Genomic DNA, 13,932 nt, shown 5'->3' with positions numbered 1-13,932 from the left:
GATCTCCTTTCGCGGGATCAGTAGAGGTCGGGGTTGCTGCGCAGCGCCTGGGTCGTGGAACGACCCCACAGCACCTTGTAGACCCAGGCCGTGTAGAGAAGGATCAGCGGCAGGAAGATCAGCGTCACCAGCAGCATGATGAACAGCGTCAAGTGGCTGGACGATGCGTTCCACACCGTCAGGCTGGACTGCGGGTCGACCGTGCTGGGCAGGATGAAGGGGAACATCGACAGGCCGACGGTCGAGATGATGCCCACCGCCGACAGCGACGAACCGCCGAAGGCCAGGGGCTCGCTGCGGCGCCACAGGCCCAGGACCGCCGCCGCCGCGCCGAGGAAACCGAGCGCCGGAGCGATCATCATCCACGGATAGCGTCCGTAGTTGTCCATCCAGGCGCCTGAGACCGCCTCGACCGTGGTGCGCAGCGGGTTCGACGGGCCGTTGACGTCCAGGGCTCCGGTGATGCGGAAGCCCATGTCGCCATAGGCCACCATCAGGCCGCCGATCGCAAACAGGGCGATGCTCAGCACGCCGGCGACGGTGCCGATCATGCGTGCGCGGTCGGCCACGGGCCCCCGTTCGGCCTTCAGCCCCAGCCAGGCGGCGCCGTGCAACACCAACATGGCCACGGACAGCAGACCCGCGATCAGAGTGAACGGCGTGAACAGGCCCAGCAGCGAACCGTCATAGAAGGCGCGCAGTTCGCTGGTCAGGCGGAAGGGCGCGCCCAGCAGGACGTTGCCCATGGCCACGCCGAACACCAGTGCCGGCACAAAGCCGCCGATGAACAGCGCCCAGTCCCACATCGAGCGCCACTTCGCTTCGGGCCGCTTGGAGCGATACTTGAACGCGACCGGGCGCAGTATGAGCGCCGACAGCACCAGGAACATCGCCAGATAGAAGCCGGAGAAGCTGACGGCGTAGACGAAGGGCCAGGCGGCGAAGATCGCGCCGCCGCCCAGGATGAACCACACCTGGTTGCCTTCCCAGGTGGCGCCGACGGTGTTGATCACCATGCGGCGCTCTTCGTCCGTCTTGGCGACGAAGGGCAGAAGGGCGCCGACGCCCAGGTCGAATCCGTCCGTCAGGGCGAAGGCGATCAGCAGAATGCCGACCAGTCCCCACCAGATCAGGCGAAGCGTGGCGAAGTCGAGAGGAAGTTCCATCTTCGATTATCCTTGATCTGAAGCGTCAGGCCACGGCCGGTTCGGCGTCTGCCGCCGACTCGTCCTGGGCTTCCTGTTCGTGGAAGGGGCCCTTCTTGATGGCCTTGAGGATCAGGCCCACTTCAATCACGGCCAGGGCGCCGTAAAGCACGGTGAAGCCGATGATCGTCGTCCACAACTGCGTCACCGTCAGGCTGGATGCGCCCAGGAAGGTCGGCAGGACGCCTTCCACGGCCCAGGGCTGGCGGCCGACCTCGGCCAGAATCCAGCCGAACTCGATCGCGATCCACGGCAGCGGAATGGCCAGAACGGCCAGACGCAGGAACCACCGGGTTTCGTGCTTGCGCAGGGTGCACAGAATGAAGGCCGTGGCGAACAGGCCGATCATCAGGAAACCGATCCCCGCCATGACGCGGAAGGTCCAGAACATCACCGGCACGTTCGGCACCGTGCTCCAGGCCGCCAGTTGGATCTGTTCGGGCGTGGCCAGACGCGGATCCTCGACATAGCGTCTCAGCAGCAGACCGTAGCCCAGGTCGTTGCGGACCGTCTCGAACTGGCCGCGCGCAGCCATGTCGGTCGGATCAGCCTTGATCTTCTCCAGGGCGTCATAGGCCACGACGCCGCGCTCGATGCGGTCCTCGGCGATAGCCACCAGGTTCAGAATGCCTTCGACGGGCTTGTCGACGCTGCGCGTGGCGATCAGACCCAGAACATAGGGAATCTTCACCTCATAGTGCGTTTTGCGGTCTTCCAGGCTGGGGAAGCCGATGGCCGTCAGGCCCGCCGGGGCCTCTTCGGTGTGCCACATAGCCTCCAGAGCGGCGAGCTTCATCTTCTGGTTGTCGGTCAGGGCGTAGCCCGACTCATCGCCCAGAACCACGACCGACAGCGACGAGGCCAGACCGAAGGCTGCGGCCACCGTCATCGACCGCTTGGCGAAGCCCTTGTGCTTGCCCTTCAGCAGATAGAAGGCCGACACGCCCAGCACGAAGACCGAGGCGCAGACATAACCGGCCGAAACGGTATGGACGAACTTGGCCTGGGCCACCGGGTTGAACAGCACGGCCATGAAGTCCGTGACCTCCATACGCATGGTGTCCGGATTGAAGGCCGCGCCGACCGGGTTCTGCATCCAGCCGTTCGCGATCAGGATCCACAGGGCCGACAGGTTGGTGCCCAGCGCCGTCAGGAAGGTGACGAACAGGTGAGTCACCGGCTTCAGCTTGTCCCAGCCGAAGAACATGAGGCCCACGAAGGTCGCTTCCAGGAAGAAGGCCATCAGGCCCTCGATCGCCAGCGGCGCCCCGAAGATGTCCCCGACGTAGTGCGAGTAGTAGCTCCAGTTCATGCCGAACTGGAACTCCATGGTGATGCCGGTGGCGACGCCCAGCACGAAGTTAATGCCGAACAGCGTGGCCCAGAAGCGGGTGATCGTCCGCCAGATGGGCCTGCGGGTCATCACATAGATGCTCTCCATGATGACCAGCATGAAGGAGAGGCCCAATGTGAGGGGCACGAATAGAAAGTGGTATAGCGCCGTCAGTGCGAACTGAAGGCGTGACAGGTCTACGACCGCCAGGTCGATCATGGGTTCAGGCTCCTGACCGCCAGCCCCCATCGACCGGCGTTCTACTATAACCTAAAGCCGCGCCGTTTGGCGCGCCTTGATCCTGATCAAAGCTGGCGACAGCGACTTGAACTAGAGGGCGTTTCGCCCAAAGACCTTTCGCCACATAGGCTTTTTTGCCCCATCCTCTATCGTGGCCGGTTGCATTGGATGAAGCCGGATCAGGCCCACATTCCCAGAATGGCGCACCAGGAGACGTAATGACGGCCCAGCCGGTCGACCCTCAACAGGCGGATTCGCGACGAATCGCAGAGACGACGGCGCCTGCGGCCTGGTTGAAATCCGCCCTGTCCCCCTGGCGTCGCCTGATGAGCCTGGGCGGCGCCCTGGTGATCGCCGACACTCTCCCCGCCATCGGTTTCGCCGCCGGACTGGCCCTGGCCGTCGGCGCCCTGCCGCAGGGTCTGGCCGAAGCCGTTCCCGGCCTGATTCTGGCGACTGTCGCCCTGATCGCGCGCGCCGCGCTCAACCAGGGCGGCGGTCTTCGTCAACACCCGCGCCGCACGCGCCGCCAAGAAACGGCCTGCGACGTCGTGCGTTTGAAGGGCGCCCTCAGCGGCCGCCTGTCGGACGCCGCCGCCATGACCGCCGCCGCCGAGGGCGTAGAGGCCCTGGACGGCCACGTCGCCCGCTTCGCCCCCGCCCGAACGGCGGGCGGCCGTCTCGCCCCTGATCCTGATCCTGGCGGCGGGCATCGTCAGCCCCTTCACCGCAGGCATCCTGATCTTCACCTTGCTGCCCTTCGTTCTGGGCATGGCCCTGACCGGCATGGCGGCGGGCGCCGAGAGCCGTCGTCAGTTCCAGGCGCTGGAACGGCTGTCGGGATTGTTCCTGGACCGGGTGCGCGCCCCTGCCGGCCATCCTGTCCTTCCAGGCAGAAGCCCAACAGACCCGCGTCATCGCCCGCGCCTCGGACGACCTGGCCCGCCGCACCGGCAAGGTGTTGAAGGTCGCCTTCCTGTCCTCGGCGGTGCTGGAGTTCTTCTCGGCCCTGGCTGTGGCCCTGGTCGCCGTCTACTGCGGCTTCAACCTGCTGAAGCTGCTGCCCTTCCCCGCGCCGGACGAGCTGAGCCTGACGCAGGCCTTCTTCGTCCTGGCCCTGGCGCCCGAGGTCTATCAGCCCATGCGCCGTCTCGCCGCCGCCTATCACGACCGTCAGGCCGCCGAGTCCGCCGTCCCCAGCCTCAGCCGCCTGCATCAAACTGACGAGACGCCCCGCGCCCGCCCCTCCCCGCCCGTCGCAGCGCCCGCCGTGCGTTTCAAGGACGTGGCGATCGCCTATGACGGCGCGCCGGTGATCAGCGGCTTCGATCTGACGGTCGCGCCCGGCTCCATCGTGGCCCTGACCGGCCTCAGCGGGGCGGGCAAGACCAGCCTGCTGAACCTCTTCCTGGGCCTGGCGCCCCTGTCTGCAGGCGATGTCGAAGTCGGCGACGCGCGCCTGTCGGACCATCCCGACCTGGCCGCCTGGATCGCCTGGGCCGGTCAGGCCCCGGTCGTGATCCGCGGAACCCTGGCCGAGAACATCGCCCTGGCCCGGCGCGGGGCTACGCCCGAAGAGATCGAACAGGCCGCACGCAAGGCGGGGCTCGACGGCGCGCTGGACCGCCGGATCGACGAGCGCGGCGGCGGTCTGTCGGGCGGCGAGCGGCGGCGTCTGAGCCTGGCCCGCGCCTTCCTCAAGCCCTCGCCCCTGCTTCTGCTGGACGAGCCGACCGCCAATCTGGACGCCGCCGCCGAGGCCGCCCTGCTGCCGCTCATCCGCGAGGCGGCGCGCGGGCGCACGACCCTGATCGCGACCCATTCCGACGCCGTGGCCGAACTGGCCGATGTGGTGGTGCGCCTGTGAAGCCTCAGTCCTCTCCCGGCGTCGCCCGACTCAAGGCCATGATCCGCGCCCAGGAGCGCGCCCAGTTTCCACGCCTGCTGGCCGCTTCGGTCACGGGGGCGTTGGTCTCGGCCGGGGCCGTGGCCCTGCTGGGGGTGTCAGGCTGGTTCATCACCGCATCCGCCCTGGCGGGCGCCGTCGGACCGGCCGCGGCCCAGGCGTTCAACTATCTGGTGCCCAGCGCGGTCATCCGCTTTCTGGCCATCGTGCGCACCGCGTCCCGCTATGGCGAGCGCGTCACCGGACACGAGGCGGCGCTGAAGGCGCTGGCCGCCCTGCGCCCCCAGCTGTTCGACGGCCTGGCGCGCGGCCCCGCGACCCGCGCCCTGTCGCTGGCGGGCGGCGAAGCCTCGGCCCGTCTGGTGCAGGACGTCGACGCCGTTCAGGACCGTTTCGTGCGCCTGTCCGCCCCGTGGAGCGCGGGCGCTGGCCTGCTGACCGGCATGGTGATGGCCTCGCTGGCCGGATGGCGGGCGGCCGTTGCGGTGGCGCTGGCCGCCGTAGTCAGCGTGGCGCTGGGCGTCCTCATGGGCCGTCGTCTGGCCGAACCTGCGGGCCGCCGCTTGCAGGAGGCCATGGGCGACTTCAAGACCGACTTCGCCGCCATGGCCGCCGCCGCGCCTGAACTTCAGGCCTATGGCATGAAGGACTGGGCCGTGGACCGCCTGGCCCGTCAGGGCGGCGCCGTCGAGGCCGCCGCAGAGGCCCTGGCCCGCGCCGGAGGCTGGCTGATGGCAGGCCAGACCCTGGCCATGGCGCTAGGCGTCACGGGCGCGGCGCTGGCCGCAGGCGCCGCCTCTCCCGCCCTGACGGCGCTGGCCATGCTGGCCGCCGTCGCCACGGTCGAGAGCGCCGGAAATCTGCTCAACGCCCTGCGCCAGAACGGCGCCGTCGCGGTCGCCGTCCAGCGTCTGGGCGAACTGTTGGATGGGGAAGCGCCCGTCGCGGCGCCTGCCGCCGCAGCGCCGACGCTTCGCCTGTCATCCGCCGATCTGCGCCTCACGCCGCCTCAACGCCTGGCCATCGTGGGCCGCTCAGGCGCGGGCAAGACCACCCTGATCGAGCGGATGATGCATCTGCGCGCGCCCATTCCAGGCGAGGTCGCCTTCGCCGATATGGACGGCGCCGCCCTGTGCCCGGATGCGGTGCGGCCGCTGTTCGCCTATGCGCCGCAGCAGGCGGTGCTGATGGCCGGAACGGTGCGCGAGAACCTGCGCCTAGCCGCCCCCACGGCAGATGACGACCAGCTCTGGGCCGTGCTCGAAGACGCCGGACTGGCTGATCGCATCCGCGCCGCGCCCGGCGGCCTGGACGCGCCTCTGGGCGAAAACGGCGCACGGCTGTCAGGCGGCGAGCGGCGGCGCCTGGGCCTGGCCCGCGCCTATCTGCGCCCCGCCCCCTGGCTGGTGCTGGACGAGCCGACCGAAGGCCTGGACGCCGCCACTGAAGCCAAGGTGCTGGACCGGCTGTCGCAACGCCTCCAACGCACGGGCCAGGGCCTGATCCTGGTCAGCCACCGCCCGGCCCCCCTGACCCTTTGCGATCAGGCTCTGACGGTCAGCGGCATCACCCAGAACGGCCATATCCAGGCCCACGTCGGACCGCTTCGGGCCGCCGCCTGATCTGCGAGACCTTTGATCTCCATCAAGGCGAAGAGGGCCGAGATAGGCTCTGCTGTCGGCATAGGAGAACTGTCATGCCTTCAGAAATCGTCGCCCCCGTCGCCGCCATGGGCGCCTTCTTCCTCACCTTCATGGCCGCCATGGCCTATGGCGTGATCAGCAGCAACCTGGCCGACCGCAAGGCGCGCTGACCATGACGCTGCACCATATCCGGCTGGAGTTGGCCCGCGAGGCCGATGCGCCGCACGGCGATCCGCGCGACGGCTATGATCTGGTCATGACGCTGGACCAGCAATCACGGCTGGACGCGGCGGCCCTGCTCGCTGCGCCCGAGCGCACGCGCGTCCGCCGTTTCCGCGACGGCGAAACCCTGGCGGTCGGCCAACTGTCTCAGGGCGCCGACGGCCGTTGGGTGCTGGACTTCCCCGGCGAAGAGTCCGACGCCGTCGGCTTCCGCCTCGAAAGCGAACGCTTCGTGCCGGGGGAATACGTCTCCCTGGCCGAGCCGGGCGGCCCCATGCGTCCCTATCGGGTCGCCCTGGTCCAGCCGCTGGATCGCGACTGAACCGTCATGATCGACGCCGCCTGGATCAGGCGGCGTCGGTTTCTTCGCCCTTGATGACCGGGCGGAACAACAGCTTGTCGATGCGTCGATCGTCCATGTCGATGACCTCGACCTCGAAACGCCCCAGTTGCAGGACGTCGCCCTCGTTCGGCACCCGCGACAGATGGTGCAGCACCAGGCCCGCCACCGTGTGGAAGCCTTCATGCTCGCCGAAGTCTTCGCCCAGGGCCTCGCCCAGTTCATCCAGATCGATCTGACCGTCGACAGCCCAAGTGCCGTCAGCGCGCTTGCGCACGGCCGTCTCGGCCTCGTCATGGCTCTCGTTGAAATCGCCGGCGATCATCTCCAGCAGATCCGTCGCCGTGACCACGCCTTCGAAGGCGCCGTATTCATCGACCACGAAGGCCATGTGAACCTTGGAGCCCTTCAGGATCTCCAGCGCCTTCAGCACCGAGGTCGACTGCGGGATGAAGGCCGGCTCGGCCACCAGCTTCTCGACATTGAACTCGCCGTTGTCGAGCAAGCTGTCCAGCAGATCCTTCTTGTGGACCACCCCCAACGGATTATCGATGTCGTTGTCGCGCGCCACTACGATGCGCGAATAAGGGCAGGTGCGGATTTCCTCGCGCAGCACCTCTTCCGAATCGTCCAGGGCGATCCAATAGACCTCGTGACGCGGCGTCATGGCCACGCGCACGGCCCGGTCGCCCAGGCGCAGGATCTCTTCGATCATCTCCTGCTCTTCCGGCTCGATCAGGCCCGCAGAAGTGCCCTCGGCCAGGATGCTCTCCACCTCTTCCTGGGTGACGTCCGAACCGTCGCGGTCCTTGACGCCCAACAGTTTGAGGATGCCCGAGGTCGAGGCCGTCAGCAGCAGCACGAACGGCTTCATCACCAGGGCCAGGGTCGAGATCGGACCGGCCATCTTGGAGGCGATGGTCTCGGGGAAGATCAGGGCCAGCCGCTTGGGCACCAGTTCGCCGACGATCAGCGAGACATAGGTGATCAGCACCACGACCACGCCGGTGGCGATGATCTGCGAATAGGGGGCCAGGGCCGGCAGGTTCGCCGTCAGGATGTCATCCAACTCGCCTGCGATGGCGGCCTGACCGTAGGCGCCCGCCAGAATGCCGATCAGGGTGATGCCCACCTGAACCGCCGAAAGAAACTGGGTCGGCTCCTCGGCCAGCTTCAACGCGGCGCGGGCGCCGCGGTCGCCTCGTTCGGCGCGGCTCTGAAGCTTGGATTTGCGGGAGGACACGACCGCGAGTTCGGTCATGGCGAAAAGGCCGTTCAGCACCACAAGCAGCAGCACGACGACGATAGCGATGGTCAACATCGAAAAGGGAGAAGCCCTGACGCGGCGCGACTAACGGCGTCCGCGCAGCCGATAGTAAAGGCGAAGCCTCGTCTGCGCCAGCACTGTTGTCGAAACTGCGGCGTTCAGCCCGTTCGAGCCGCTTCGACGCCGCCGTAGAAGCCCGTATCGACGTCCCCTTGCCTCATATGCCCGGCGGCGCAAGCGCTGAGTCCGATCACCAGACCAATCATCAAGCCCAGACGCGCGGCGCGTTTCATCGTGGTTAACCGATCATTGACGACCGCTTCTGAACGCCGAGCCGTGCGGCCCGGTTCCTGCGGTCAGGCGGCCGAAAGAACCGGCTCGCCCGACCATTCAGCGGCGGCGGCGGCGCCCTGCTCCATCCCCTGCAACAGGATGTCCAGGGTGACAGGCTTGGATACCAGATGATCGGCGCCCGCCTGCACCGCCTTCAGATGGTGAACTTCGGTCGTATTGGCCGTCAGCATGACGATAGGCGTGCGTTCGGCGCCCAGTCGCGCTTCGTCGGCGCGGATGCGGCGCATGGCGTCCAGCCCGTCCATGACCGGCATCTGCATATCCATCAACACCATGTCGAAATGCTCCTGCTCGAAACGCCGCACGCCTTCCAGACCGTTGTCGGCAGTGACGATCTCGAAGCCCAGCGGCTCCAGCAAGCAGCGCACCACCATCTGATTGGCCGGGTTGTCCTCGACCGCCAGGACGCGAATCTGCGCGCCCTCATCCGACGCATGCGCCGCTTCAACCGATGTCGCCGCCGGTTCGGCCACGACCGCCGCCACACGCTCGACGGGCAGGACCACACGGAACAGACTGCCCTCGCCCAGCGCCGACTCTGCGGCAATCTCTCCGCCCATCAACTCGGCCAACGACTTGCAAATGGACAAGCCCAGACCTGTACCGCCGAACTGGCGCGATATGGCGTCATCGGCCTGAACGAAGGGATCAAACAGGCGTCGCGCCGCTTCGGCGTCAAAGCCCATGCCCGTGTCCTCGACCTCAATAATCAGATGTTCCCGGTTGTCCTCGGCGCGCACGTCGACACGAACAGATACACGCCCCTCAGCCGTGAATTTCACCGCATTGGACACCAAGTTGGATACGATCTGGGTGATGCGGACGCCGTCGCCGATCACCTGCCCCTGCGCGCTCGGCGCAAACGCCACGTCCAGCGTCAGCCCCTTGTCCTCAGCGACCGCGCGGCGCATCTCAACGACGGCCTCGATGTCGGTTCTGAGATCAAACGGCGTCAGCGACAGGCTGAACTGACCCGCCTGCATCTTCGACAGGTCCAGCATGTCGTCCAGCACGCGACGCAGGGCGTCCCCTGCTCCGGTGATCAACTTCAGCATCTCGGTCTGGCGCGACGTCAACGTCGTGTGCGCCAGGGCCGAAGCCAGGCCCAGCACGGCGTTCAGCGGGGTGCGCACCTCATGGCTGATGTTGGCGAAGAAACGGTCCCGCACCTCGGCGGCCTGTCGCGCCTCGGCCTGCGCCAGTTCCAGGGCCTTGAGCGCGCGGACGTGGTCCGACACCTCAAAGCGGATGGCGGTGTAGGTCTCGGGCCGCCCGTCAGACCCCAGGTTCGGCACGATGGTCGTATCGACCCAATAAGGCTCGCCCGACTTGGTGCGGTTCTGGATGGTGCCGCGCCACACCTCGCCCCCCGCGATGGTGCGATACAGATTGCGGAAATAGTCGCGCGGGTGGACGCCCGAGTTCACCACCCTGTGCGTCTGACCGATCAGTTCCTCGCGCGAGTAGCCGCTGACCGCCTCGAACTTGTCATTGCAGTACAGAATACGGCCGGCGCGATCCGTGATCGCCACGATGGCGGCCTCGTCGAGCGCGGCGGAGAGGCCGGCGCGGCGGGGCCAGTCAACGTCAGTCATAGATGCTCCTTTCAGCGGCGCCTGATGGCCCACGCCTGGCTGAGAAAAGCTTAACCGTCCCATTCGACCAAAGTCGGGCGCCCGCTCTGATTCAATGCATCGTCAGAAAGCAAAACGGCCCCCGGATTTCTCCGGGGGCCGCTCTGTTACGCTTTACTACGGCCTACCGCCCTTGCGGGCTGCTTGAGGCCGGTACGCTTACGCTTACTCGTACTGTGCGGCTCGAAAGCCGCCCGTCGATATTACTCGACGATCTTGGCCCCGGCGGGAGCGAGCTCCCGCCTAGGCTTTAGTCCCGCGTGGCGAGGATCGTCGATTACTCGACGATCTTGGCCACGACGCCGGCGCCGACGGTGCGGCCGCCTTCACGGATGGCGAAGCGCAGCTTCTCTTCCATCGCGATCGGCGTGATCAGCTCGACGTCCAGCTCGGCGTTGTCGCCCGGCATGATCATCTCGACGCCTTCCTTCAGGCGCACGATGCCGGTCACGTCCGTCGTGCGGAAGTAGAACTGCGGGCGGTAGTTCGTGAAGAACGGCGTGTGACGGCCGCCTTCTTCCTTGTTCAGGATGTAGGCTTCAGCCACGAACTTGGTGTGCGGGGTGATCGAACCCGGCTTGCACAGCACCTGGCCGCGCTCGACGTCTTCACGCTTGGTGCCGCGCAGCAGCACGCCCACGTTGTCGCCGGCCTGGCCCTGGTCCAGCAGCTTGCGGAACATTTCGACGCCCGTGCAGGTCGTCTTCTGAACCGGACGGATGCCGACGATTTCGACTTCTTCACCGACCTTGACGACGCCGCGCTCGACGCGACCCGTCACCACGGTGCCGCGGCCCGAGATCGAGAACACGTCTTCCACCGGCATCAGGAACGGCATGTCGATCGGACGTTCCGGCTGCGGGATGTAGCTGTCGACCGCCGCCATCAGCTCCAGAACGCGCTCGGCGCCGATGTGCGGGTCGCGATCTTCCACCGCGGCCAGGGCCGAGCCCTTGACCACCGGGATGTCGTCGCCCGGGAACTGGTACGAGCTCAGCAGCTCGCGCACTTCCATCTCGACCAGCTCCAGCAGCTCCTCGTCGTCGACCATGTCGACCTTGTTCAGGAACACCACCAGCGCCGGAACGCCGACCTGACGCGACAGCAGGATGTGCTCGCGGGTCTGCGGCATCGGGCCGTCAGCGGCCGAGCACACCAGGATCGCGCCGTCCATCTGAGCCGCGCCCGTGATCATGTTCTTCACGTAGTCGGCGTGGCCCGGGCAGTCGACGTGCGCATAGTGACGGTTGGCCGTCTCATACTCGACGTGCGACGTGTTGATCGTGATGCCGCGCGCTTTTTCTTCCGGCGCGTTGTCGATGTCGGCGTAGTTCATCGCCTTGCCGCCGCCGGCCTTCGCCAGCGTCATCGAGATCGCCGCCGTCAGCGTCGTCTTGCCGTGGTCAACGTGACCGATCGTGCCGATGTTCACGTGCGGCTTCGTGCGTTCGAACTTTTCCTTGGCCATTCTCTAGCTCCTGGCATCCCCAAAACGGGGGTCCAAATGGGTTTGGGGATAGGTGGGGCGATTTGTGGTCAAACCGCCCCGTTTTCAAGTGAGTCCGTCGAAAAGACGGACTTAGGCGTACTTCTTGATCACTTCGTCGGCGACGTGTTGCGGCACCGCTTCGTAGTGGTCGTACTGCATGGTGAACTGGGCGCGGCCCTGCGACATGCCGCGCAGCGTGTTCACGTAGCCGAACATGTTGGCCAGCGGCACGAAGGCGTTCACGACGACGGCGTTGCCGCGCATGTCCTGCCCCTGGATCATGCCGCGACGGCCGTTCAGGTCGCCGATGATCGAACCCAGGTACTCTTCCGGGGTCACGACCTCGACCGCCATGATCGGCTCGAGCAGCTTCGGTCCGCCCTTTTCCTTCAGCTCGCGGAACGCAGCGCGCGACGCGATTTCGAAGGCCAGGACCGAGGAGTCGACGTCGTGGAAAGCGCCGTCCACCAGGGTGGCCTTGACGTCGATCACCGGGAAGCCGGCCAGCAGGCCGTTGTCCTTGGCCGACTTCAGGCCCTTTTCGACGCCCGGAATGTATTCCTTGGGCACCGCGCCGCCGACGATGGCCGACTCGAAGACGAAGTCCGACCCCGGCTCGCCCGGCTCGAACACCAGCTTGACGCGGGCGAACTGGCCCGTACCGCCGGTCTGCTTCTTGTGGGTGTAGTCGATCTCGGCCTTGCGGCTGATGGACTCGCGATAGGCCACCTGCGGCGCGCCGATGGTCGCTTCGACCTTGTAGGTGCGCTTCAGGATGTCGATCTTGATGTCCAGGTGCAGCTCGCCCATGCCCTTCAGGATCGTCTGGCCCGACTCGTGGTCGGTCGAGACGGTGAAGGACGGATCTTCCGAAGCCAGCTTGGCCAGGGCGACGCCCAGCTTCTCCTGGTCGGCCTTGGTCTTGGGCTCGACGGCGATCTCGATAACCGGCGCCGGGAATTCCATCTTCTCGAGGATGACCGGCGACTTCAGCGGATCGCACAGGGTGTCGCCCGTGCGGGTTTCCTTCAGGCCGGCCAGGGCGACGATGTCGCCGGCGTAGGCTTCCTTGATGTCCTCGCGGTTGTTCGAGTGCATCAGCAGCATGCGGCCGACACGCTCACGCTTGTCGCGCGACGAGTTCAGCAGCGACTGGCCGGTCTCCATCTTGCCCGAGTACAGGCGGCAGAAGGTGATCGAACCGACGAAGGGGTCGTCCATGATCTTGAACGCCAGAACCGACAGGGGCTCTTCGTCCGAAGCCTTGCGGGTGATCGGCTCTTCGGTCTTGAAGTCGATGCCCGGCGTCGGCGGGATGTCCACCGGCGACGGCAGGTAGTCGACGACGGCGTCGAGCAGGGGCTGGACGCCCTTGTTCTTGAAGGCCGAGCCGGCCAGGATCGGGTAGAAGGCGCCGGTGATGACGGCCTTACGGATGCAGCGCTTCAGCACTTCAACCGAGGGCTCGTTGCCTTCCAGATAGGCTTCCATCGCCTCGTCGTCGATCTCGACGGCGTTGTCCACCAGGTACTGGCGAGCGGCGGCCACGGCGTCAGCCATGTCGGCCGGGATGTCGCGCACGTCGGCCGAGGCGCCGACTTGGTCGGTTTCCCAGACCAGCGCCTTCATCTCGACCAGGTCGACCACGCCCTTCAGGTTCGATTCCGAACCGATCGGCAGTTGGATCGGCACGGCCTTGGCGCCCAGACGGTCGCGGATCGACTCGACCGACTTTTCGAAGTCGGCGCCGATCTTGTCCATCTTGTTGACGAAGACGATGCGCGGAACGTTGTACTTGTCAGCCTGGCGCCAGACGGTTTCCGTCTGCGGCTCGACGCCGGCGTTGCCGTCCAGCACCGTGACGGCGCCGTCGAGCACGCGCAGCGAACGCTCGACTTCAATGGTGAAGTCCACGTGGCCGGGGGTGTCGATGATGTTCAGGCGCTTTTCGCGCCAGAAAGCGGTCGTCGCGGCCGACGTGATGGTGATGCCGCGTTCCTGCTCCTGATCCATCCAGTCCATGGTGGACGCGCCGTCGTGCGTCTCGCCCATTTTGTGGTTCTTGCCGGTGTAGAACAGGATCCGCTCGGTCGTCGTCGTCTTGCCCGCGTCAATGTGGGCCATGATGCCGAAGTTGCGGTAGTCTTCGATTTTATGTGTGCGGGGCATTGAAGTTGCCTTCCGGGAGCTTCGCGGACGCGGCGAGCGCCCTGGGGTGTCGGATATGACGGCGCGGGCGGTTCAACCTGAACGCCCGCGCCGGATCGTCTTAAATAGTCGCCGCCATTGGCGGTTTTAA

Annotated in this window: 10 protein-coding genes; 3 read left to right on the top strand and 7 right to left on the bottom strand. The window is 66.4% G+C overall.

What is annotated here, in order from left to right; genetic code table 11:
• Nucleotides 1-17 precede the first annotated feature (17 nt).
• From cydB to FGL25_RS17370, 3 genes are all read right to left on the bottom strand, one after another.
• The gene (cydB, locus tag FGL25_RS05195) at nucleotides 18-1,166 is read right to left on the bottom strand and encodes a cytochrome d ubiquinol oxidase subunit II (protein WP_003165497.1); all 1,149 of its coding nucleotides are present in this window, start codon (nucleotides 1,164-1,166) and stop codon (nucleotides 18-20) included.
• Between the two features lie 25 nt (nucleotides 1,167-1,191).
• Entirely contained in the window at nucleotides 1,192-2,754 is a 1,563-nt protein-coding gene (locus FGL25_RS05190) for a cytochrome ubiquinol oxidase subunit I (protein ID WP_040346820.1), read from the bottom strand.
• A 203-nt stretch (nucleotides 2,755-2,957) separates the two neighbouring features.
• Nucleotides 2,958-3,551, bottom strand: a complete 594-nt coding sequence (locus FGL25_RS17370; RefSeq protein ID WP_252970039.1) for a hypothetical protein — start codon at nucleotides 3,549-3,551, stop codon at nucleotides 2,958-2,960.
• A gap of 185 nt (nucleotides 3,552-3,736) precedes the next feature.
• On the opposite strand from FGL25_RS17370, the gene FGL25_RS17365 reads away from it, so the two are divergent.
• From FGL25_RS17365 to FGL25_RS05175, 3 genes are all read left to right on the top strand, one after another.
• Nucleotides 3,737-4,645 carry an ATP-binding cassette domain-containing protein gene (locus tag FGL25_RS17365; RefSeq protein WP_252970038.1) on the top strand — a complete coding sequence of 303 codons (909 nt, stop codon included), beginning with the start codon at nucleotides 3,737-3,739 and terminating at the stop codon, nucleotides 4,643-4,645.
• Between the two features lie 38 nt (nucleotides 4,646-4,683).
• Nucleotides 4,684-6,306, top strand: a complete 1,623-nt coding sequence (locus tag FGL25_RS05180) for an amino acid ABC transporter ATP-binding/permease protein (RefSeq protein ID WP_138141133.1) — start codon at nucleotides 4,684-4,686, stop codon at nucleotides 6,304-6,306.
• 193 nt (nucleotides 6,307-6,499) lie between these two features.
• Nucleotides 6,500-6,871 carry a hypothetical protein gene (locus tag FGL25_RS05175; RefSeq protein WP_003165501.1) on the top strand — a complete coding sequence of 124 codons (372 nt, stop codon included), beginning with the start codon at nucleotides 6,500-6,502 and terminating at the stop codon, nucleotides 6,869-6,871.
• Between the two features lie 25 nt (nucleotides 6,872-6,896).
• Here the strand turns inward: FGL25_RS05175 and FGL25_RS05170 are convergent, their stop codons facing one another.
• From FGL25_RS05170 to fusA, 4 genes are all read right to left on the bottom strand, one after another.
• Nucleotides 6,897-8,210, bottom strand: a complete 1,314-nt coding sequence (locus FGL25_RS05170) for a hemolysin family protein (protein ID WP_197733804.1) — start codon at nucleotides 8,208-8,210, stop codon at nucleotides 6,897-6,899.
• A gap of 302 nt (nucleotides 8,211-8,512) precedes the next feature.
• Complete coding sequence (locus tag FGL25_RS05165) at nucleotides 8,513-10,105, bottom strand: PAS domain-containing hybrid sensor histidine kinase/response regulator (RefSeq protein WP_167493288.1); 1,593 nt, start codon at nucleotides 10,103-10,105, stop codon at nucleotides 8,513-8,515.
• Nucleotides 10,106-10,421: 316 nt separating this feature from the next.
• A complete protein-coding gene (gene tuf, locus FGL25_RS05160) occupies nucleotides 10,422-11,612 on the bottom strand; it encodes an elongation factor Tu (RefSeq protein ID WP_046654641.1) in 1,191 nt (396 codons plus the stop codon).
• Between the two features lie 111 nt (nucleotides 11,613-11,723).
• On the bottom strand, nucleotides 11,724-13,802 hold the full coding sequence (gene fusA / locus FGL25_RS05155; RefSeq protein WP_046654608.1) for an elongation factor G: 2,079 nt from the start codon (nucleotides 13,800-13,802) through the stop codon (nucleotides 11,724-11,726).
• Nucleotides 13,803-13,932 lie beyond the last annotated feature (130 nt).

It is taken from the genome of Brevundimonas vancanneytii (genome assembly GCF_901421975.1).
Taxonomy (GTDB): domain Bacteria; phylum Pseudomonadota; class Alphaproteobacteria; order Caulobacterales; family Caulobacteraceae; genus Brevundimonas; species Brevundimonas diminuta.
Note: the sequence above shows the minus strand (reverse complement) of the source record. Positions and strands in the feature narration are given on the sequence as shown.